Below are 19,341 nucleotides of genomic sequence, written 5' to 3'. Positions count from 1 at the left end.
TCAGTCTCCAAGCGCGGCGCGGATGCTGGGCTCGATCTCCGCCCAGCGAGTCCCCGTCTGGCGTTCGCCGTTGACGAAGAAGGCGGGCGGGGCACCCACATTCTGCTGCTGCGCCGCCTGCTGGAGCGCGGTCAGCCGATCGAAGGCCGCCTGGTCGGCGAGGCAGGCCTGCTGCGCGTTGCGATCGAGCCCGAAGCGCTGCGCGATCCGATCGAGGCCGATCATCGGCACGAGCCGCTGCACCGCCTGGAACATCGGCAAGGCGCGCAATTCGTTGCGCTGCGCCTCGCTGAGGCCGTTCGCCCGGCCCATCCAGTCGGCCTGGTGGGCGAGCAGATAGTGGGTCATGTCGAAATAGCCGGCCGGCCGCGCGCAACGGGCAAGGAAGGTCGCGGCGAGATCGAACGCGTTCAGCGTGACGTTGCGATATTCGACGCTCACCTGGCCGCGGCGGACATAGCCTCGGAACAGCGCATCGTCGCTGTCGGCGGCGAAGCGCACGCAATCCGCGCAGGCCGGCGACAGATATTCGACCAGCTTCACGCGCGCATCGGGATCGCCGATCCGGAAGCCCTCCGGCGTCCGCATCGCGGTCTGCGTCCAGTCCCGCCGCCCGGGGCCGTCCGAACGGATGCCTTGCGAGCGGCCGCGCTGGGCCTCTGCGGCGGGCATCGCGACGAGGGCAGCCAGCGCCAGAACAAGGCCTGCAAGGCGCATCTCAGCTCCCCATCGCCGCCCGAAGCCGCGGCTCCAGCGCGTCCCAGGTGCCGACATCCTGCTTCTCGCCGTTGACGATGAAGGTCGGCGTGCCGTTCACATTGTCGTGGCTGGTGCCATATTGCGTGATCTCGGTCAGCCGCTGCAGCCCGCGCGGATCGGAAAGGCAGGCGTCGAGCCGCGCCTGCGGCATGCCGCGCTGGCGGAAGAACTGATCGAGCCCCGTCGCCTGGAGCAGCGCCGCCGTCCGCGCGCTCGGCGACATGTTCTGGATCGCCTGCTGCTGTTGCTCGGTCAGCAGCTGGAGCCGGCCAGCCCAGTCACGCTGCGTCGCATAGAGCTGCTCGATCGTGCTGAAGAAGGGCTGCGGCCCGTTGCAGCGCAGCGCCATGAAAATGCCTGGATCGGTCGGGAACAGCATGAACGGGCGATATTCCCAGCTCACCTGGCCCGAACGGACATATTGGTCGCGCAGCGGCGTCGATGCCGTTTCGGCGAATTCGCCGCAATGCGGGCAGGTGATCGACGCATATTCGACCAGCTTCACCGGCGCATCGGGATTGCCCATGCGATAGCCGCCCTCACTGGTCTCGCTCACCACCTCGCGCCAGTCGCCATTGTTCGGCGCCGCGATCTGCGGGATCGGCGCATTGCTGTTCGCCGCGGCGGCCGCGAGGTTGCTGTCATGTCCGCCGCCGCAGCCGGCGAGGAGCAAGGCGAGCGCGAGCGCGCTGGTGGCGAGGGCGATCTTCATTTCTTCGCGTCTCCGATTCTGCCGACGACATTGATGGTCGTCACGATAGGCGCTCCTTCGCCGGAGCCAAGCCCGCGCGCAAGCGATTCGAGGCAGGCGCGAAGCTCCGGATCGGCGATCTCGCGCAGGGAATCGCCAAGCGCGGCCGGGACGGGCCTCAGCGATGGCGGCGCCGGTCGTGCCTGCGCCTTGCGGGCCCGGACGATCCCTTGCCGGAACACGATCCGCACCACCGCATCATGGCCGAAGAAGCGGTTGACCCGCTCGACGATCGTCGGCGCGACATGCTGCATCATCGGCGCATGCGCGCTTTCGACGACGAGGGTGAGTACGCCGTCGGCCTTGCGCCCCGGCGGAAAGCGGATCGAATCGGGGCTCGACACCGCGGCATAGCGCTCGCCGACAATCTCCGCCCAGCGGCTGACGATGGCGGACTGGACGAAGCCGAAACGGCGGAACGCGGCGCCGCCGGCGTCGGGCAGGAGATCGCCGACCGCGCGGACGCGCCGGGCGCGCGGTGCCTCCTCGGTCCCTCCCCTCCTGCGGCCGGTAGTTTTCGCCATTGCCGGAATGATGGCATAGGCGGCCCATGTCCGTCGATGCCCGCCAGTCCCTTTTATGTTGGTATGCTGTGGATAAGCGCCGCCTCCCCTGGCGGGCCGAGGCCGGGGAGAGGGCGGACCCCTATCGCGTCTGGCTGTCCGAGATCATGCTCCAGCAGACGACGGTCGCCGCGGTGAAGCCCTATTTCGAGCGGTTCACGACGAAATGGCCCGATGTCGGCGCGCTTGCCGCGGCGGACGAGGCCGATGTGATGCGTGAATGGGCCGGGCTCGGTTATTATGCCCGGGCGCGCAATCTCGTCGCCTGCGCGCGGGTGGTAGCCGGCGATCATGGCGGGCGCTTTCCGGACAGCGAGGCGGCGCTGCTGAAGCTGCCGGGGATCGGCCGCTATACCGCCGCCGCGATCGCCGCGATCGCCTTCGGCCGCCGGGCGGTGGTGATCGACGGCAATGTCGAGCGGGTGGTCTCACGGCTTTACGCGATCGCCACCCCTCTCCCGGCAGCGCGCGCCGAGATCAGGGCCCGCACCGATGCGCTGACGCCCGACGAGGGCGCCGGCGATTTCGCCCAGGCGATGATGGACCTCGGCGCGACGATCTGCACGCCGCGCCGCCCCGCCTGCGCGATCTGCCCGCTGCGCCCGCATTGCGCCGCGTTCCACGAGGGCGATCCCGAGCGCTACCCCGTCAAACCTCCCAAAGCCGCGCGGCCGCGACGGACGGGCACCGCCTTCTGGCTGGAGCATGACGGCCATGTCCTGCTCGTCCGCCGCCCGGCGAGCGGCCTGCTCGGCGGGATGCTGGCGCTGCCGACCGAGTCGCCGGCGCAGGCGAAATGGACCGATGCGGGCGCCGTCGACCATGTCTTCACCCATTTCGCGCTGACGATGACGCTGAGCTGCGCGCGGGTGGACGCGCGGCCCGAGGGGCTGTGGTGGCCGATCGAGCGGATCGGCGAGGCCGGCCTCCCCACCCTGTTCGCACGGCTCGCCGAGCGCGGCCTTGCCTGGCGCGAGGCCGCGGCGCAGGCGGCCTGACCGTCGCGGCCGCGCGGGCTTTGCGGATCGCGCTTTTCGGGTCCATAGGGCAGCGACATTTGCGAGTCCTTTTGGAGGCATTCTGCTCCCGCCCGGCTTCACTGGCGCCGCCATCGACCGCGCCGATCATCTCAGGCTCGACCAGACCCGGATCGCCGAGCTGGTCGTTCATGCCGAGGCGCGGCTGCTGCGCCTCGAGGGCATCGATCCCGCGATCGACGAATCCGGTCGCCTGGTCTGGGAGCCGGTGACTGGCGACGGGCATCTCTTCCTCGGCCTCGACGAGGGGCGGCCGTTGTTCGCGCCGATCGTCGAGGCCGGATCGGGCGCCGCCCGCGCGTTCGCCCTCTTCGATCTGCTCAACCGGATGGACGCGCGCGACGCGGCGATCTGGGGCGTGGCGCGAAGCCTCAACACATGGCACCATCGCCATGTCTTCTGCGGCGTCTGCGGCACACGGACCGTCAGCTTCCGCGCCGGCTGGGGCCGCAAATGCCCCGATTGCGGCGCCGAGCATTTCCCGCGCGTCGATCCGGTGGTGATCATGCTCGCCGAGCATGAGGGCCGCGTCCTGCTCGCCCGCCAGCCGCATTATCCGCCCCGCCGCTATTCGGCCCTGGCGGGCTTCGTCGAGCCCGGCGAATCGATCGAGGAGGCGGTCGCGCGCGAGATCGAGGAGGAAGCGGGGATCGAGGTATCGCGCGTGCGCTATGTCGCGAGCCAGCCCTGGCCATTTCCGGGCCAGCTGATGATCGCCTGCATCGCCGACGCGGCGAGCGATGCGATCAGGCTCGACACGAACGAGCTCGAAGATGCATTCTGGGCGTCGCGCGACGAGGTCCGCGCGGCGCTGGCCGGCGCGCCCGACTCGCGATTCGGGGCACCGCCGCCTTTCGCCATTGCCAATACGCTGCTGACGCGCTGGAGTGAGCAGGAATGCGAGGAGGATTGACGATGCGGGCCTTGACGATCGGCGCGGCGGGCGCCCTCTTTCTGATCGGCGGCTGCGCGACGCCGGGTCAGTTGCCGCAACGGTTGCAGCTCGCCGTCACGATGACGGGCGTCCAGGCCGTCCCGGGACCGGGCGATCCGGCGATGACCGGCCGCGGGCAGGTACGGGTCAACACGCGCACCGGCGAGCTGTGCTGGGACATCTATGCGCGCGGCGGCACCGCGGCGAGCGCCGCGCAGATCCGGCGCGGCGCAGCCGGGAGCACCGGGCCGGTCGCGGTCCAGCTGAGCCCCCCCGACGCGGCGGGGCACAGCCAGGGCTGCGCGACGCTCGACGCGGGGACGGTGCGCGCGATGGCAGTCCAGCCCTATAATTTCTACGTCAACGTCGATTCCGCGGCCTTCCCGAACGGCGCGGCACGCGGTCAGCTGCGCGGCGACGGGGTGTTCCGCGAAGACCGGCAACGGCAAGGCGGCTAGGCCCGGATAGGGCGGCTTGCGGCGCGCGCCCGGCTTCAATAAAGGGAGCGCCATTCCAGTTTCTTCGGCGGCCCGCTTCGTTGGCCGCGCTCCTTGGGGAGGGATCAAGTCGGCATGGACAACCGGTTCAACACGATCGCGGGATGGGCGCTGGCGGGCGGCATCGTCCTGCTCGGAACGTCCCTGGTTGCCGGCGAATATTACAAGGCCGAACGGCCCGAACATATGGGCTATCCGATCGCGGGCGTGGTGGAGGAAGGCAATGATGCCGGCCCCGCCGCCGATCCGCCGATCGCGGTCCGCCTCGCTTCGGCCAACATCCAGGCTGGACAGGCCTCGTTCGCCAAGTGCCAGTCGTGCCACACGATCAACCAGGGCGGCCCCAACCAGATGGGCCCGAATCTGTGGGGAACGGTCGGCGAGCCGATCGGCCAGGGCAAGGGCGGCTTCGCCTTCTCGAGTGCGCTTTCGGGCCATGGCGGCAACTGGACCTTCGAGAATCTCGACCAATGGCTGAAGTCGCCGCAGAGCTTCGCCAGCGGCACCCGGATGAGCTTCGCCGGCCTGTCCGATCCGCAGGAACGGGCGAACGTCATCGCCTATCTCAACAGCAACGGCAGCAACCTGCCCTTCCCGCCGGTCCCCGCGGCCCCGGCTGAAGGCGCGACCGCCAATGGCGCCGCGCCCGACAGCAATGCCAATGTCAGCGCGCCGGCGACCAACGCGCCCGGCACGCCGGGCGTCGGCGGCCCGGCCGAGAACCAGGCGGCGCCCTCGCACTAGGTTTCGATGTCAGCAGCCGGGGCTGGAATCGGTCCCGGCATAATAACGGCAGACATAGGCCCAGGCCTCATCCGCGGTCTCGCAGAAGGTGAAGAGATCGAGATCGGCCGGGGCGATCACGCCTTCGTCGACCAGCGCCTCGAAATTCACCACGCGGTTCCAATAGTCGCGGCCGAAGAACAGGATCGGCATGGGCTTCACCTTGCCGGTCTGAATGAGCGTCAAGAGCTCGAACGCCTCGTCGAACGTGCCGAACCCGCCGGGGAAGACCGCCACCGCCCGCGCGCGCAGCAGGAAGTGCATCTTGCGTAGCGCGAAATAGTGGAAGCGGAACGACAGCGCCGGCGTCACATATTCGTTCGGAAGCTGTTCGTGCGGCAGGACGATGTTGAGGCCGATCGATTCCTTGCCGACGTCCTGGGCGCCGCGATTGGCCGCCTCCATGATCGAGGGGCCGCCCCCGAGCAGACCACGAAATGCCGCCGCCCCTCCGCGTCGGGCGCGACCTGGCTCACCATCCGCGCGAGCTTGCGGGACTCGTCGTAATATTTCGATTTCGCGCGCAGATTCTCGGCGATCCGGCGCTGGTGGTCGGTGCCGGCCGCTTCGATGAGCGCATCGGCCTTGGCGGGCTCCGGGATACGCGCCGAGCCGTAGAAGACGAAGGTGGAGGCAATCTTCGCCTCGTCGAGCAGCAACTCCGGCTTGAGCAGTTCGAGCTGGAATCGAACCGGACGCAGATCCTCGCGCAGCAGGAAATCGAGATCCTGGAAAGCCAGCCGATAGGTCGGCGTGGTCGTCTGCGGGCTTTCGGTGGCTTGGGCGGCGAGTTCGGCCTCTTCACGGGCCGGATGGAAGACGCGCTTCGGCGGAACTGGATCGGTCATCCGGGGGCTTTAGTGGGGCCGCGCCGGCACCGCAACAATCCGATCAGCGGCAATAGGGCCCGCGCCCCATGTCGAAATGCATGTGGTTGTAATGATAGGCGTTGGCGTCCGGGCCGAGCCCGATGTTGAAGCGCCGGCAGCCGGCGCTGTGGATGGCGCGCAGGAACTCGCGGACGCGGCGGTCGTCGCCGTTCCAGCCATATTGGACGGTGATGCGCCGCCCGTCGTCGAGCACGAAGGCCGACACGTCGACCGCGTTCGAAAAGGCGTGCTCGGACAGTCGCGCCCCCGCGACTCCGTTGACGCCGCGGCAGGAATAGGTGCCGAACGTCTCGATCCGCGCCAGGCCCGCGCCGAAATAATAGCGCGCACTGGAGCGCACATCCTCGCGCACCCAGGCGGCGAATCGGCCTGCGAGCGGGCAGGTCATCGCACCGAGATTGGTGACCGGAACACCGATGTCGGTGAGCTGGACCGTGTTGACCGTGGTGCAGCCGCCCGCCTGCCGGCCGTCGAGCAGCCGGTAGCGTATGTCGGCGCGGGCCAGGCCGCTGAGGCACTGGCGCAGCGAGACCGCCGACCCCTGCCCTTGCGCGGGCGGGCGCGATCCGTGGCGCGGCGGGGGCAGGTTGCGGCTGCCATGCGGGATGCAGCCCGCAAGCAGCAGCGCCAGAGCCCCCAAGATCATCCCCCGCGTCACGCCGCGAATCGTGGCGGTCCGGCCGCGGCCGGGTCAACCGCAGGCGAGTCGAAGCGAAAGCGGCTTGCGACGAGCGGCGCGTGCCTCTAGGGCCGTCGACGGGCCACGCCGCCCCAACGCGGTGCGGGCTCTCTGGAAGGAGAGTCGTTGAAATGACTGCAATGAAGCCTGAGGTGCGCCCGGCGCGCCCTTATTTCTCTTCCGGTCCCTGCGCGAAGCCGCCGGGCTGGTCTCCCGAACATCTCGCCACCGGCTCGCTCGGCCGCTCGCACCGATCGAAGATCGGCAAGGCGCGACTCCAATATTGCATCGATCTGATGCGCGACGTGCTGCGGCTTCCCGCGACGCACCGAATCGGCATTGTTCCGGGCAGCGATACCGGCGCCTTCGAAATGGCGATGTGGACGATGCTCGGCGCGCGCCCGGTGACGGCGCTCGCCTGGGAAAGTTTCGGCGAAGGCTGGGTGACCGATGCGGTCAAGCAGCTGAAGATCGATCCGACCGTGATCCGCGCCGATTACGGCCGGCTCCCCGATCTCGGCCAGGTCGACTGGTCGAACGATGTCCTCTTCACCTGGAACGGCACCACCTCCGGCGTGCGCGTCCCCGATGGCGACTGGATCGCCGGGGATCGCGAGGGCCTCAGCTTCGCCGACGCGACCAGCGCGGTCTTCGCCTATGATCTGCCGTGGGACAGGATCGATGTCGCCACCTTCTCGTGGCAGAAGGTGCTCGGTGGCGAGGGCGCGCACGGCGTGCTGATCCTCGGCCCGCGCGCGGTCGAGCGGCTGGAAAGCCACACGCCGGCCTGGCCGCTGCCGAAGGTCTTCCGGCTGATGTCGAAAGGGGCGCTCGCCGAGGGCGTGTTCAAGGGCGAGACGATCAACACGCCCTCGATGCTTGCCGTCGAGGACGCGATCTGGGCGCTTGAGTGGGCGAAGGACATTGGCGGCCTTCCCGCGCTGATCGCGCGCTGCGAGGCCAATGCCGCCGCGCTCGACGCGATCGTCGAATCGCGCGCGTGGCTGGGCCATCTCGCGGCCGATCCGGCGATCCGGTCGAAGACGAGCGTCTGCCTGACGGTCGCCGGCGCCGACGAGCCGTTCATCAAGAAGATGGCGGCAAGCCTGGAGGCGGAGGACGCGGCGTACGACATCGCCGGATATCGCGATGCGCCGCCGGGGCTTCGCATCTGGTGCGGCGCGACGGTGGATGCCGCCGATATCGAGGCGCTCGGGCCGTGGCTCGACTGGGCCTACGCCCAGGCCAAAGCCTCCTAGCTCCCCGTGCTCCTGCGACAGCGGGAGCCCAGCTCTCCGCCGCATTCCGTGCTCCTGCTTTCGCAGGAGCACACCTGACCCAAGGAAAACCCAATGCCCAAAGTCCTCATCTCCGACAAAATGGATCCCAAGGCCGCCGAGATCTTCCGCGCCAACGGGGTCGAGGTCGACGAGAAGCCCGGCCTCACGAAGGATGAGTTGAAGGCGATCCTGCCCGATTATGACGGGCTCGCGATCCGATCGGCGACCAAGGTCACCGCGGACGTGCTCGCCGCCGCGCCGAACCTCAAGGTGATCGGCCGCGCCGGCATCGGCGTCGACAATGTCGACATCCCCGCCGCCACCGCGCGTGGCGTCGTGGTGATGAACACACCGTTCGGCAATTCGATCACGACCGCCGAGCACGCGATCGCGCTGATGTTCGCGCTCGCCCGCGAGCTGCCCCAGGCCGACTCCTCAACCCAGGCCGGCAAGTGGGAGAAGAACCGGTTCATGGGCGTCGAGCTGACCAGCAAGACGCTCGGCCTGATCGGCTGCGGCAATATCGGCTCGATCGTCGCGGATCGGGCGCTTGGCCTTCGGATGAAGGTGATCGCCTACGATCCCTTCCTGACGCCGGAGCGCGCGCTCGAGCTAGGCGTCGAGAAGGTCGAGCTCGATCAGCTCCTCGCCCGCGCCGATTTCATCACCCTGCACACGCCGCTGACCGATCAGACGCGCAACATCCTGTCGGCCGCCAACCTTGCGAAGACGAAGAAGGGCGTCCGCATCATCAACTGCGCCCGCGGCGGCCTGATCGACGAGGCGGCGTTGAAGCTCGGGCTGGAGGCCGGCCATATCGCCGGCGCGGCGCTCGACGTCTTCGTCGAGGAGCCGGCGCAGGATAACCCGCTGTTCGGGACGCCGGGCCTCGTGGCGACGCCGCATCTCGGCGCCTCGACCACCGAGGCGCAGGTCAATGTCGCGATCCAGGTCGCCGAGCAGATGGCCGATTTCCTGGTCCGCGGCGGCGTCTCCAACGCACTCAACATGCCGTCCCTGTCGGCCGAGGAAGCGCCGAAGCTGAAGCCCTATATGGCGCTCGCCGAGCAACTCGGCAGCCTCGTCGGCCAGCTCGAAGGCGAGGCGATCCGCAGCGTTTCCATCGAGGTCGAGGGCGCGGCCGCCGAGCTCAACCAGAAGCCGATCACCGGCGCTGTGCTCGCCGGCCTGATGAAGGTCTATTCGGACACGGTGAACATGGTGAACGCCCCGTTCCTGGCGAAGGAGCGCGGGCTCGACGTGCGCGAGGTCCGCCACGCCGGGGAGGGCGATTATCACACGCTCGTGCGGGTAACGGTCGAAACCGATGCCGGCGCGCGCTCGGTCGCCGGCACCCTGTTCGGCAACGCGGCGCCGCGCCTCGTCGACATGTTCGGGATCGCGATCGAGGCGGAGCTTGCCGGCGACATGATCTACATCGTCAACGAGGACGCGCCGGGCTTCATCGGTCGGCTCGGCAGCCTGCTCGGCGAGGCCGCGATCAACATCGCGACCTTCCACCTCGGCCGGCGCGCCGCGGGTGGCGAGGCGGTCGCGCTGGTCTCGGTCGACGGACGGATCGAGCCGGCGCTCGCCCGGTCGCTGGCGGCGATTCCGGGCGTGAAGCGGGTGACGCCGCTTCGCTTCTGAGGGCGGGCTTGCATCTCCTCGGTGTCTTACCATATTAAGACACGAGGAGACAGGCCATGGCCAAGGTGAAGATTCCGAAGAAGATCGCCGGGGTGAAGATCCCGAAAAAGGCGCGCAAGAAGGCGAAGAAGGCGATCGAGGCCGCGGACAATCCTTTCGTTCGCGGCCTTGCCGCCGCGGCGCTGACCGGGGCGACGCGCGCGGCGAGGCCGGAGCCGCGACCGGAGTTCAGCGCCCGGCTCGACATCGATGGCGAGGCGATCGTCGGCGCCGTGCGGGATGCCGCGCGAGAGGGGCTTCGCGCCTTCCTCGAAGGGCTGGAACAGGGCCTGCGCGAAGGGCGCGCGGACGAATCCGGGGACGCGCCGACCGCGCATTGACGCATTTTGCGGGCCGCGCACTTATGCCCGTTATCCTCGTTTTCCACAGGCACAATGCGCTTGGTGCGACTCATTTTTCGTGACAGCTTCGGTTCGTGGCAGAGACGATCGGCCGGAAACGGACGAAAGCCTTCCCAGCCACGGCCCGAGCGAAACAGGCTTCCTGCCCACCAGGCGACGAAGCGATGACGCGAAGGCGGGGCGGCTGACGAAGCCGCCGCGATGCGGACGCGACGGCCTTGCCAAAGCGGATGCGGACGGCAGGCTTCGTAAGCGCCCACGATGTCCCGAAAGGCTTCGGCCGGACGGGAGATCGGGCAGGACGAAAGGGACCCCCGGTCCCGGACGGACTGCCGGACGCGGAGTGGACTTCGGTCCCGAGGCGTCATGGCGGGATGCGGGATTTCGGTCCCTCTACCGCCAGGCGGATCGGCGGCTTCGGCCAAAGGATTTCGCCGGCTGCGGAACCAACGCTTCGGCGGCGGTGAAGCGAAGGCGAAGGAATGGTCTTCGGACCGTTCACCCGCCAGCGGCGAACCGCCAGGGCCCCGGCCCTGACGGGGAGCCAGCGGGCAACCGGAACGGGCGCAAGCCCGGGATGGACCCGGAATGTCGAGGATGGCGGAACCCCCGGTTCCTGCATCCGACGATGTTCGAAACCGCCCAGCGCGGCCGTCTCGCCTCTCCAGGCTTGACGATCCTCCGCGCGGGGACAGTGGGGGCCGGCAGCGATGCCGGCCCCCATTTCGGTTCGGGGCCTGCCCTGCCCGCCCCCTCCCGAAAATTCGCCAGCCGCATTGCCGTCTCTCCGCTTGATCCCGCCACGCGCTCCGGCAATAGTCGCGTTCAGCGAGGAAGGGGGCCGGCGATGTTCTCACGCACCCAGGACAGGATGGCGCGACCACGCGCCGGAACGGGCGGCCTGTCCTTCATCGGCCCTGAAATGACGATCGGTGGCGACGTTTCCACCACCGGCCCGCTCCATGTCGACGGTCGGATCGAGGGCAATGTCCGCTGCGAGACGCTGATCGAGGGCGCGACCGGCACGATCGCCGGCGACATCGTTGCCGAGGAAGCCCGGATCGCGGGCCGGGTCGAGGGTCGGGTGGAGGCGCGCATCGTCGTCGTCGAATCGACCGGCCGGATCGCCGGCGACGTCGCCTATGAGACGATCAGCATTGCCGCCGGCGCCGGGATCGAGGGCCGGCTCGCCCGCCGCGAAGCGCTGGCCCGACCGGCCGACGAGGCGATCCTGATCGCGACGCCGGCGCCCGACAAGGGCAAGGCGGCGCGCAACACGAATCGCGCCGCTTCGACAACCGATGCGGTCGAGGACATGTTTCCCGCCGCCGATCGCAAGCGCGCCAGCGCATGAGCCACAAACATTACGCGAAGATCCAATGGTCGAACGACGGCGCGGCGAACGGCCGCTACAGCCGTCGGCACAGCTGGACGTTCGACGGCGGCGCGATCGTCCCGGGCTCGTCCTCGCCCGATGTCGTGCCGGTGCCGATGTCCGATCCGGCCGCGGTCGATCCCGAGGAAGCGCTCGTCGCGGCGGCCTCGTCCTGCCACATGCTCTCCTTCCTGTGGGTCGCGCACAAGGCTGGGTTCGAGGTCGGGTCCTATGTCGACGAGGCGGAGGGCGAGATGGGCCGGATCTCGCCGGGCCGCATGGCGGTCGTCCGGATCGTCCTGCGGCCGCGCATCGCCTTCGCCGGCGCCGCGCCGGACGCGGCGACGCTCGATCGGCTCCACCATGAAGCGCACGAGGCGTGCTTCATCGCCAATTCGCTCAGCAGCGAGATCGTGATCGAGCCGGCCGCCTGAGCCGCCGCGCTACAGGCCCCACCAGCGCATTTCCTCGTAATAGCCCTTGATGTCGGCATAATCGCCGCTCTGCGGTCGATCCGCATGATCGAGCCTGAGGCTCGGCGCCGCGGCGAGCTGCTCGCGGCTAAGGTCGATCACATAGGCGTCGAGGTCGACGCTGTAGGTGAGCACCGGCCACGGCACAGGCGTCACGCGCTCGCCGATGCCGAGGAACCCGCCGAACGAGAGCACCGCATAAGCGACCGCGCCGCTGCGCTTGTCGATCATCACCGAATGGATCGTGCCGAGCTTCTTTTCGGCGCGGTTGTAGACCGGCGTGCCCTCGACCCTGCGGGACGAGATCAACTCGTGGCGGGTATCGATCGCCGTGTCGGGCGTCGGCATGGCCGCCGGCTCGTGGACCTGCTGCGACATGGTTGGCCTCCTTCCAGACCCCCCTGCCGCTTCGCCTTATAGCATGATCCGCCGCCGTCCGGCAGTGCCCGCTCAGTCCTCTCCATCCGCCGACGCCGGCGCCGGGCCGGTGCCGCTGCCGTTCGGCCCTTCCCAGAAATAGGACTGGCGCCGGCGATTGCCGGTGACCACTTCGTTCAGGGTCGCCGCTTCGTAGAGCCGCCCGTTCAGCATCACCTTGTCGATATGGTCGCTGTTGCGAATATTCTCGAGCGGATTGTCGTTGAGGATCACGAGATCGGCGAGCTTGCCGGGTTCGAGGCTGCCGATATCCGAAAAGCCGTAGATCCGCGCTGGATCGATCGTGGCGTGGCGGAGCGCCTCCAGCGGCGAGGTGCCGCCGCGGACATGGCTCCAGAGGTCCCAATGATCCGACATGCCCGGCTGCTGCCCATGGCCGCCGATCGCGATCAGCACGCCGCGCTGATAGAGCTCATGGCTCATCCGCGCGCTATAGGGATCGGCATATTGGTCGTCGGGCGCGGTCACGCCGCGCACCCGGCCGGCGAGCACCTGCGGCGGCGTGTGGCGGCTGAGCAAGGGATGGTTCCACATCGGCGATGCGGCGGTCCAATAGGGATCGCCGGCAAGGCCGCCATAGCTGACGACCAGCGTCGGATTGTTGGCGACGCGGGTCTGCGACCACAGGCTCAGCAGGTCTTCATAATAGACGCGCTGCGGGAAATTGTGCTCCAGCGTCGAATTGCCGTCCTGGATATGGGTGACGTCGAGCTGGAACAGCGATCCGCCCTCCGGCACGACGAGGATGTTGAGGGCGCGCGCCGCGGAGGTGATCTGCTGCCGCTGGTCGCGGCGCGGCTGGTTGTAATTCTTCACCGAATGCGCGCCCTCGGCCTGGAGCCGGCGGATGTGGCTGAGCGCATCTTCATAGCTGTCGATCCGCGCATAGCGATCGGGCGCCCGCGCACCGTAGATGATCTCGGCCGAGGAGAAGGTGCGCGGCGCGAGGATCAGCCCGGCGCGCTGCATCTCGGCGGCGGGGAAAATCTCGCTCGCCGTGCTTGAGGGATCGTGGACGGTGGTGATCCCCATGGCGAGGTGCGACATCGCCGACCAGTTCTGCTGGGGCACGAGATCGTCCTCGCCCTGCGGCCCGTGGGCGTGTCCGTCGATCATGCCGGGGATGATCGTCTTGCCGGTCACGTCGATCCGCTGCGCGCCGGCAGGGATCGCGACCGATCCGGCCGGGCCGACGGCGCGGATGCGGTTGCCCTCGATCACGATCGTGCCGTTCTCGATGACTCCGCCATCGTCGCTCGCCATGGTGACGATGCGCGCGCCGGTGAGCGCCACCGTGCCGGTCGGGCGATCGGCGGTGACCGAGATTGCGAGCGAGGTGCCGGTGCGCGGCGCGGCGTAGGAGCCGCCCGGCGCGAGCATCGCGGCGACGTCGCCGGTGAACAGCGTCGGCCCCTCGCTCCAGGCGAGCGAGCGACCGCCGGCATACCAGGCCGGATACATGCCGCCGTCTCCGGTCGCGCGCGCGACCGGGAGCTGGCCGGTATTCTCGCCAAGCTCCACCGTCGCCGCGCCATCGAAGAAGGGGGTGACGAAGACGTTGTAATTCTGGCGATAGGCGAGCGTGCGCCCGTCGGGCGACACTTCGAACTCGGTGACCATTTCGCCCTGCGCGTGGGTGCGCCGGTTGCCGCCGAGCAGGTCGACGCTGATCAGCTTGTCCTTGCCGCCCTCGCGGGTCTCGAGGAAGATGCGGTCGGAGGCCGCGCCGAATTGCGGGTTCGAGCCGTCGCCGGTGATCTTCGTCGCCGCGCCGCCGGTCGCCGGCATTCGGAAGATTCCGGTGTCCTCCGACCAGCGGTTGGAGGTCAGCCCCTGGCCTCCCGTGAGCTCATAGACGATGGTCGCGCCGTCGGGCGAGAAGCGCGGATGGCGATAGTGGCCCGGATGCTGCGAGAGCGTCCTCATGTCGCCGCCATCGGCCGCGATCGAACGGATTTCGCCGAGCCGCTCATCATTCCAGGAGACGAAGACGATCCGGCTGCCGTCGCGCGACCAGCTCGGCCACAGCTGGAAATCCGAATCGCGGGGCGTCAGCAGCCGCGGCGCCCCGTTGCCGGCGAGGTCGCGGATGTAGAGCCGGCCGAGCGTTTCGAACACCACCCGGCTGCCGTCAGGAGAGACGCTGGCGAAGCGCGGCATCCGCGTCTGGAACGTGTCGGGCGCAACCTCGATCGACGGGCGCGGCGGATCGATGACGACGCGCGTGTCGGCGACATGGAACGGGATTTCGGCAACGCCCGATCCATCGATGTTCACCCGGCGGATGCGGCCCCCGGCCCAGAAGACGATGGTGCGGCTGTCGGGAGTCCAGCCCATGTCGGGATAGACGCCGTGGACCGCCCAGGTTTCCTGGAGATCCTGATCGAGATCGGCATAGACCTGCCGCTCCTCGCCGCTCTGCAGGTTCTTCACGTAAAGGTGGCTATGTCCGCCGGTGCGATGGACATAAGCGAGCCATTGCCCGTCGGGCGACGGCTGCGGGCGGACCGCGCCGCCGGGCCCGCCGGCGACCTGGGTCCGCTCGCCGGTCGCCATGTCGTAGCGCTCGATCGCGAACACTTCCTGGTTCGAATCCTGCGCATATTCGAAAATGTCGCCGGGCGTCGTGTTGCGGCTGAAATAGATGAAGCGGCCGTCATGGCTGAACGTCGGCTCGCCGAGCTCCTTCTGGTAGCGCTGGTTGGGCCGCTCCACGAGTGCGATGCCGTCGCCGCGCCCGCTGGCGTCGTAGAGCCAGATCTCGCCGGTGCCGAGCGAGCGGCCGGTCGTGAAATGCTTGCGCGCGGCGATGAATCGGCCGTCCGGGCTCCAGGTCGGCGCGTTGAGCAGGCGGAAGCTTTCATGGGTGATCTGGTGCGCGCCGCTGCCGTCGACGTTCATCACCCAGATATTGTCGCCGCCGCCGCGATCGGAGGTGTAGGCGATCTGGCGCCCGTCCGGCGAGAAGCGCGGCTGCATGTCGAACGCAAGGCCGGAGGTCAGCCGCCGCGGCGTGCCGCCGTCGATCGGCATGATGTAGAGATCGCCGAGCAGATCGAAGGCGATGGAGCGGCCGTCGGGGCTCACATCGACATTCATCCAGGTGCCCTCGCGGACATCGAGCCGGACCTCGCGCAGGCGCTGCCCCGGCGGCGCGTTGACATCCCAGGTGGGTGCGTTTGCGCCCGGCCTGGCCGGCGCGGCGAGCGCACTGGTGGAGGCGAGCAGGATCGAAAGCGCGGCGAGACCCTTGAGCATGATCGGAAAGTTCCCCCATTCGGTGAGGCGGACGCTGCCCCACTTGGCTCCGGCAGGCAAGCGCGTGTCGACCAGCGACATTCGTCGCACCGCAACCAAGGGAACCGCGCGCGCCCTCGTCCGCTTGGCCTTTCGAAAGGAGATGCGGACATGGCCGAGGATGCGGAAATCACGCGGAAATTCTGGAGCGAACTGAAGAGCGAGCGGACGTTGATGCTGGGGCTCGGCGGCAACGGCGAGGGCGCGTTGCGGCCGATGACCGCGCTTATGGAAGGCGAGGAAGGCGGGCCGCTGTGGGTGTTCACGGCGCGCGACACCGATCTCGTCCAGGCGCTGGAGGCGCCGCGCGAGGCGATCGCCACCTTCACCGGCCGCGGTCACGACCTGTTCGCGAGCATCGCGGGCCGGCTTGCCGGCGACACCGATCGCGCGGTCGTCGACCGGCTGTGGAACCCCTATGTCGCCGCCTGGTTCGACGGCGGCAAGGACGATCCCAGGCTGGCGCTGCTCCGCTTCGATCCGGAAAGCGCGAAAATCTGGCTCAACGCGACGCCGCTGGGCGCCGCGATCCAGTGGCTGACCGGCGCCGACCCCAAGCAGACCTACAAGGAAAAGGTCGCCGAGGTGACCCTCTGAGCCCGCAAGCCCCTCTCCCGCGCCGGGAGAGGGGCGTTTGCGGCTTCAGGCCGCCGCTTCCCGATCGAAGGCGGCGCGCTCGACCGCGGCAATGTCGATCTTCCCCATCGTCATCATCGCCGCCATCGCCCGGCTGGCGACGCCGGGATCGTCATTCATGGTGAGCTCGAGCAGGCGGCGCGGCGTGATCTGCCACGACAGGCCCCATTTGTCCTTGCACCAGCCGCATACGCTCGCTTCGCCGCCATTGCCGGTGATCGCGTTCCACAGCCGGTCCGTCTCCTCCTGATCCTCGGTGTGGATCATGAACGAAACCGCCTCGCTATGCTTGAACATCGGCCCCCCGTTGAGCGCCACATAGGGCCGGCCCGCCAGCGTGAATTCGACCACCATCGGATAGCCCTTCGGCCCCGAAGGCGTGTCGACGGGCGCGCGGACGATCCGGGTGACGCGGCTGTCGGGCAGCAGGCTCACGTAGAAATTGGCGGCTTCCTCGCCGTCATGGTTGAACCACAGGCACGGCGTGATCTTGTCGGACATCATCCTTCTCCTTCGAAATCGGCTCAGCGGCCCGGCGCGGTGAGCGAGAAATGTGCGCCCTGCGGATCGACGCATTGGACGATCCAGCTGCCGCCCGGCACCTCGATCGGCCCGTTCACGATCTGGCCGCCATTGGCCTTGACCCGATCGACCGCGGCGTCGATCGCCTCGACATTCGTGTAGAAGCCCCACGCGGACATCGGCACCTGATCCGGCTTCTTCATGATCCCGCCCATCTGCACGCCGTCCGCGCCGAAGATGCGATAGGTGCCCATTTCGCCCATCGGCATTTCGTGCATCGTCTCCCAGCCGAACTGGCCGGCGTAGAAATCGAAGGCCGCCTTGTCGCCGAGGCTGGAATAAAGCTCGTGCCAGCTGAACTTGCCGGGCGTGGTCGGCGCGAGCGCTTCCGGCGGCGCCTCGCCCTCGGGCGGCTGGGGCGCCATGATGTAGAAATAGGCGCCGCCCGGATCGGTCGCGAGGGCGAAGCGGCCGACATTGGGGATATCCATCGGCGGCACATGGATGGTGCCGCCCGCCTCCGCGATCGCCTTCGCGCGGGCATCGACGTCGGCGCAATGGATGTAGCCGAGCCAGGTCGGCCGCGCGCCGCCCGCCGTCATGTCGTCGGTGAGCTGCATGGCGCCGGCAACCCCCTGCCCCTCGGCGGACAGGATTGCGTAGCGAACGCCCACGAGCGCGCTGTTGGGATGATCTTCGACCGTCCAGCCGACGACGCGGGTGTAGAAATCGATCGCGGCGTCCAGATCGGACGTCATCAGCTCATACCAGAAGAAAGTGTCGGCCATCTTATCCTCCTCTTCAGGCGCGCTCGTCGAGCATCGGCGCGAATCCGCCATAGATCATTCGCTTGCCGTCGAACGGCGGCGCCTCGCCTTGCTGCATGCGCGGGTCCGCCATCAATGTCTTCCAGCCGGCGTCGCGCGCCTCCTTCGAAGGCCATTCGATCCAGGAAAAGAGGACGACTTCCCCATCTTCGGCCTGAACGGCGCGGCGAAAATCGGTGCGCTTGCCGTCGGGCACGTCATCGCCCCAGGTCTCGACGACGCGAAGCGCGCCGCATTCGAAGAAGATGCCGGACATCCTGGCGGCATGCGCCCGATAATCGTCCTTCCTGTCGGCCCGCACCGCCGCGACGAATCCGTCCACATAGATCATGATCGGCCCTTCCGCTGAAATGCACCGTCAGGCGATGGCTGGCTCGCCCTGCATCGCCGCCTGCGCGGCCTGGAGGTCCATCCACATCGGTTCCCAGACATGCCCATCGGGATCCTCGAAGCTGCGGCCGTACATGAAGCCGTAATCCTGCTTCTCGCGCGGTTCGCGGCCGCCGGCGGCGATCGCCTTGTCCGTGATCGCATCCACCTCCTCGCGGCTGCCGGCGGAGATGCAGATCAGCACCTCGCTCGTCTCATGCGCGTCGGCGATCCGCTTCGGCGTGAACTGGGCGAACTTGTCGTGCGTCAGCAGCATGACATGGATCACGTCGGAGAGCACCATGCAGGCGGCGGTCTCGTCGGTGAAGGTCGGGTTGTTGGTGAAACCGATCGCCTCGTAGAAGGCGCGCGCGGCGGGAAGATCCGCCACCGGAAGGTTCACGAAAATCAGGCGTGACATGGCAATGGCTCCTTCGTGCATGGATTGGGTTCAAGCGGGATAGTCGAGCGAGGGATACCAATCGGGCGCGCGGCCGGCCGGCGTCAGATCGAGGATGTTCCACAGCGGCACCGGATCGGGCGCGAGGCTTGGATCGGTCCCCGGATCGGCGGTCTCCGCGCCGCCTTCGGCCGCCCAGAACAGGCGAACCTCGTCGCCGTCGCGCCGCCAGACGATCACCGCCGCGCCTTCGTCTCCATCCTCGTCGAGCGCGCCGAAATCGCGGGCGAAATCGTCGCCGATCGTCTCGTAGAAGCGCAGGTTGCGCCACCCCCGCTCGCGGGCAAAGGCGATCTGGCGCGCCACCGGCGATCGGCTGAGGACGGCGATCGAAAGCCGCTGCTCGATGTCGCGCGCCGGTATGTCGATCGAGCCGAGAAAGGCGGTGCACATCGGGCAGGGCCGGGCGCGATCGGGCCCGAACATCCAGAAATAGGTGAAGAGCGTGTCGTGCCGGCCGAACAGGTCGGCAAGGCCGATCTCGCGGCCGTCCTGATCGCGCAGGCGATAATCCCTGGCGATCGGGCCCGGCGGCAGCGCGCGGCGCTGCGCCGCGACGCGGGCGATCTGCCGGCGCAGCTCGATCTCCTCGGCGAGGAGCTCGGTTCGAGCGCGCCGGTAATCCGCGCTCTCGTCCGGCATGCGGCTCGTGCTCGCGGCCGCCATCGCGCGGGCAGGCTTCAGGTCGGGCATCGGCTCTCTCCGTCTCGTCCTTTCGAA

General features: G+C 68.5%; 21 protein-coding genes and 1 pseudogene. 10 read left to right on the top strand and 12 right to left on the bottom strand.

The annotated features are described in order from the left end of the window. Genes FRZ32_RS08130 through FRZ32_RS08120 form a run of 3 tightly spaced genes read right to left on the bottom strand, consistent with a single transcriptional unit; the run spans window position 1 to window position 2,034 of the window. Window positions 1–717: a thioredoxin domain-containing protein gene (locus tag FRZ32_RS08130; RefSeq protein ID WP_158635874.1), complete on the bottom strand. Its 717-nt coding sequence runs from the start codon at window positions 715–717 to the stop codon at window positions 1–3. Between the two features lies 1 nt (window position 718). Then, a complete protein-coding gene (locus FRZ32_RS08125) occupies window positions 719–1,471 on the bottom strand; it encodes a thioredoxin domain-containing protein (RefSeq protein WP_147043035.1) in 753 nt (250 codons plus the stop codon). After that, window positions 1,468–2,034, bottom strand: coding sequence for a DUF721 domain-containing protein (locus FRZ32_RS08120; protein ID WP_147043034.1), 567 nt, complete (start codon window positions 2,032–2,034; stop codon window positions 1,468–1,470). Before FRZ32_RS08120 ends, FRZ32_RS08125 begins: the two co-directional genes overlap by 4 nt. Window positions 2,035–2,060: 26 nt before the next feature. Between FRZ32_RS08120 and mutY the strand changes: the two genes are divergently transcribed. The 4 genes from mutY (at window position 2,061) to FRZ32_RS08100 (ending at window position 5,285) form a co-directional block, all read left to right on the top strand. Next, window positions 2,061–3,071, top strand: a complete 1,011-nt coding sequence (gene mutY / locus FRZ32_RS08115; protein WP_147043033.1) for an A/G-specific adenine glycosylase — start codon at window positions 2,061–2,063, stop codon at window positions 3,069–3,071. A gap of 82 nt (window positions 3,072–3,153) precedes the next feature. Beyond that, window positions 3,154–4,023, top strand: a complete 870-nt coding sequence (gene nudC, locus FRZ32_RS08110) for an NAD(+) diphosphatase (RefSeq protein ID WP_147044387.1) — start codon at window positions 3,154–3,156, stop codon at window positions 4,021–4,023. A gap of 2 nt (window positions 4,024–4,025) precedes the next feature. Then, entirely contained in the window at window positions 4,026–4,502 is a 477-nt protein-coding gene (locus tag FRZ32_RS08105) for a CHRD domain-containing protein (RefSeq protein WP_158635873.1), read from the top strand. A gap of 114 nt (window positions 4,503–4,616) precedes the next feature. Beyond that, window positions 4,617–5,285, top strand: a complete 669-nt coding sequence (locus tag FRZ32_RS08100) for a c-type cytochrome (RefSeq protein ID WP_147043031.1) — start codon at window positions 4,617–4,619, stop codon at window positions 5,283–5,285. A gap of 9 nt (window positions 5,286–5,294) precedes the next feature. Here FRZ32_RS08100 and FRZ32_RS08095 read toward each other — a convergent pair. Both FRZ32_RS08095 and FRZ32_RS08090 read right to left on the bottom strand, forming a co-directional pair. Further along, window positions 5,295–6,172: pseudogene (locus FRZ32_RS08095) on the bottom strand (LOG family protein). Window positions 6,173–6,215: 43 nt separating this feature from the next. Further along, window positions 6,216–6,860: an extensin-like domain-containing protein gene (locus tag FRZ32_RS08090; RefSeq protein WP_147043030.1), complete on the bottom strand. Its 645-nt coding sequence runs from the start codon at window positions 6,858–6,860 to the stop codon at window positions 6,216–6,218. 164 nt (window positions 6,861–7,024) lie between these two features. Between FRZ32_RS08090 and FRZ32_RS08085 the strand changes: the two genes are divergently transcribed. From FRZ32_RS08085 to FRZ32_RS08065, 5 genes are all read left to right on the top strand, one after another. After that, window positions 7,025–8,152 carry a phosphoserine transaminase gene (locus FRZ32_RS08085; RefSeq protein ID WP_147043029.1) on the top strand — a complete coding sequence of 376 codons (1,128 nt, stop codon included), beginning with the start codon at window positions 7,025–7,027 and terminating at the stop codon, window positions 8,150–8,152. Window positions 8,153–8,245: 93 nt separating this feature from the next. Further along, on the top strand, window positions 8,246–9,823 hold the full coding sequence (gene serA / locus FRZ32_RS08080; protein ID WP_147043028.1) for a phosphoglycerate dehydrogenase: 1,578 nt from the start codon (window positions 8,246–8,248) through the stop codon (window positions 9,821–9,823). A 56-nt stretch (window positions 9,824–9,879) separates the two neighbouring features. Continuing rightward, window positions 9,880–10,203, top strand: a complete 324-nt coding sequence (locus FRZ32_RS08075) for a hypothetical protein (protein ID WP_147043027.1) — start codon at window positions 9,880–9,882, stop codon at window positions 10,201–10,203. 868 nt (window positions 10,204–11,071) lie between these two features. Continuing rightward, entirely contained in the window at window positions 11,072–11,578 is a 507-nt protein-coding gene (locus tag FRZ32_RS15245; RefSeq protein WP_158635872.1) for a bactofilin family protein, read from the top strand. Beyond that, window positions 11,575–12,033, top strand: a complete 459-nt coding sequence (locus FRZ32_RS08065; protein WP_147043025.1) for an OsmC family protein — start codon at window positions 11,575–11,577, stop codon at window positions 12,031–12,033. Before FRZ32_RS15245 ends, FRZ32_RS08065 begins: the two co-directional genes overlap by 4 nt. 9 nt (window positions 12,034–12,042) lie before the next feature. On the opposite strand, the gene FRZ32_RS08060 is transcribed toward FRZ32_RS08065, so the two are convergent. Together FRZ32_RS08060 and FRZ32_RS08055 are read right to left on the bottom strand one after the other, a co-directional pair. Beyond that, window positions 12,043–12,450, bottom strand: a complete 408-nt coding sequence (locus FRZ32_RS08060; protein WP_147043024.1) for a PRC-barrel domain-containing protein — start codon at window positions 12,448–12,450, stop codon at window positions 12,043–12,045. 72 nt (window positions 12,451–12,522) lie between these two features. Beyond that, window positions 12,523–15,768 carry an amidohydrolase family protein gene (locus FRZ32_RS08055; RefSeq protein WP_147044386.1) on the bottom strand — a complete coding sequence of 1,082 codons (3,246 nt, stop codon included), beginning with the start codon at window positions 15,766–15,768 and terminating at the stop codon, window positions 12,523–12,525. 150 nt (window positions 15,769–15,918) lie between these two features. On the opposite strand from FRZ32_RS08055, the gene FRZ32_RS08050 reads away from it, so the two are divergent. Then, on the top strand, window positions 15,919–16,404 hold the full coding sequence (locus FRZ32_RS08050; RefSeq protein WP_147043023.1) for a pyridoxamine 5'-phosphate oxidase family protein: 486 nt from the start codon (window positions 15,919–15,921) through the stop codon (window positions 16,402–16,404). Window positions 16,405–16,449: 45 nt separating this feature from the next. Here FRZ32_RS08050 and FRZ32_RS08045 read toward each other — a convergent pair whose 3' ends face one another. The 5 genes from FRZ32_RS08045 to FRZ32_RS08025 are packed head-to-tail and all read right to left on the bottom strand — an operon-like array spanning window position 16,450 to window position 19,314. Then, the gene (locus FRZ32_RS08045) at window positions 16,450–16,944 is read right to left on the bottom strand and encodes a VOC family protein (RefSeq protein ID WP_147043022.1); all 495 of its coding nucleotides are present in this window, start codon (window positions 16,942–16,944) and stop codon (window positions 16,450–16,452) included. 23 nt (window positions 16,945–16,967) lie between these two features. Then, on the bottom strand, window positions 16,968–17,753 hold the full coding sequence (locus tag FRZ32_RS08040; RefSeq protein ID WP_147043021.1) for a VOC family protein: 786 nt from the start codon (window positions 17,751–17,753) through the stop codon (window positions 16,968–16,970). A gap of 13 nt (window positions 17,754–17,766) precedes the next feature. Further along, a complete protein-coding gene (locus FRZ32_RS08035) occupies window positions 17,767–18,123 on the bottom strand; it encodes a DUF1428 domain-containing protein (RefSeq protein WP_147043020.1) in 357 nt (118 codons plus the stop codon). Window positions 18,124–18,150: 27 nt separating this feature from the next. After that, on the bottom strand, window positions 18,151–18,582 hold the full coding sequence (locus FRZ32_RS08030) for a VOC family protein (RefSeq protein WP_147043019.1): 432 nt from the start codon (window positions 18,580–18,582) through the stop codon (window positions 18,151–18,153). 30 nt (window positions 18,583–18,612) lie between these two features. Further along, a complete protein-coding gene (locus FRZ32_RS08025) occupies window positions 18,613–19,314 on the bottom strand; it encodes a DUF899 family protein (protein WP_147043018.1) in 702 nt (233 codons plus the stop codon). Window positions 19,315–19,341: the final 27 nt, after the last annotated feature.

The sequence above is a fragment of the Sphingosinicella ginsenosidimutans genome (assembly GCF_007995055.1).
In the GTDB taxonomy this organism is placed as follows: Bacteria; Pseudomonadota; Alphaproteobacteria; order Sphingomonadales; family Sphingomonadaceae; genus Allosphingosinicella; species Allosphingosinicella ginsenosidimutans.
The sequence above is the reverse complement of the archived record's forward strand: the minus strand, read 5'-3'. Positions and strand labels throughout refer to the sequence as shown.

Bases quoted from the DNA above. Each gene is read 5' to 3' on its own strand.
- FRZ32_RS08130 (WP_158635874.1), bottom strand. From the start codon at position 717: ATGCGCCTTGCAGGCCTTGTTCTGGCGCTGGCTGCCCTCGTCGCGATG.
- FRZ32_RS08125 (WP_147043035.1), bottom strand. From the start codon at position 1,471: ATGAAGATCGCCCTCGCCACCAGCGCGCTCGCGCTCGCCTTGCTCCTC.
- FRZ32_RS08120 (WP_147043034.1), bottom strand. From the start codon at position 2,034: ATGGCGAAAACTACCGGCCGCAGGAGGGGAGGGACCGAGGAGGCACCG.
- mutY (WP_147043033.1), top strand. From the start codon at position 2,061: ATGTCCGTCGATGCCCGCCAGTCCCTTTTATGTTGGTATGCTGTGGAT.
- FRZ32_RS08105 (WP_158635873.1), top strand. From the start codon at position 4,026: ATGCGGGCCTTGACGATCGGCGCGGCGGGCGCCCTCTTTCTGATCGGC.
- FRZ32_RS08100 (WP_147043031.1), top strand. From the start codon at position 4,617: ATGGACAACCGGTTCAACACGATCGCGGGATGGGCGCTGGCGGGCGGC.
- FRZ32_RS08090 (WP_147043030.1), bottom strand. From the start codon at position 6,860: ATGATCTTGGGGGCTCTGGCGCTGCTGCTTGCGGGCTGCATCCCGCAT.
- FRZ32_RS08085 (WP_147043029.1), top strand. From the start codon at position 7,025: ATGACTGCAATGAAGCCTGAGGTGCGCCCGGCGCGCCCTTATTTCTCT.
- serA (WP_147043028.1), top strand. From the start codon at position 8,246: ATGCCCAAAGTCCTCATCTCCGACAAAATGGATCCCAAGGCCGCCGAG.
- FRZ32_RS08075 (WP_147043027.1), top strand. From the start codon at position 9,880: ATGGCCAAGGTGAAGATTCCGAAGAAGATCGCCGGGGTGAAGATCCCG.
- FRZ32_RS15245 (WP_158635872.1), top strand. From the start codon at position 11,072: ATGTTCTCACGCACCCAGGACAGGATGGCGCGACCACGCGCCGGAACG.
- FRZ32_RS08065 (WP_147043025.1), top strand. From the start codon at position 11,575: ATGAGCCACAAACATTACGCGAAGATCCAATGGTCGAACGACGGCGCG.
- FRZ32_RS08060 (WP_147043024.1), bottom strand. From the start codon at position 12,450: ATGTCGCAGCAGGTCCACGAGCCGGCGGCCATGCCGACGCCCGACACG.
- FRZ32_RS08055 (WP_147044386.1), bottom strand. From the start codon at position 15,768: ATGCTCAAGGGTCTCGCCGCGCTTTCGATCCTGCTCGCCTCCACCAGT.
- FRZ32_RS08050 (WP_147043023.1), top strand. From the start codon at position 15,919: ATGGCCGAGGATGCGGAAATCACGCGGAAATTCTGGAGCGAACTGAAG.
- FRZ32_RS08045 (WP_147043022.1), bottom strand. From the start codon at position 16,944: ATGTCCGACAAGATCACGCCGTGCCTGTGGTTCAACCATGACGGCGAG.
- FRZ32_RS08040 (WP_147043021.1), bottom strand. From the start codon at position 17,753: ATGGCCGACACTTTCTTCTGGTATGAGCTGATGACGTCCGATCTGGAC.
- FRZ32_RS08035 (WP_147043020.1), bottom strand. From the start codon at position 18,123: ATGATCTATGTGGACGGATTCGTCGCGGCGGTGCGGGCCGACAGGAAG.
- FRZ32_RS08030 (WP_147043019.1), bottom strand. From the start codon at position 18,582: ATGTCACGCCTGATTTTCGTGAACCTTCCGGTGGCGGATCTTCCCGCC.
- FRZ32_RS08025 (WP_147043018.1), bottom strand. From the start codon at position 19,314: ATGCCCGACCTGAAGCCTGCCCGCGCGATGGCGGCCGCGAGCACGAGC.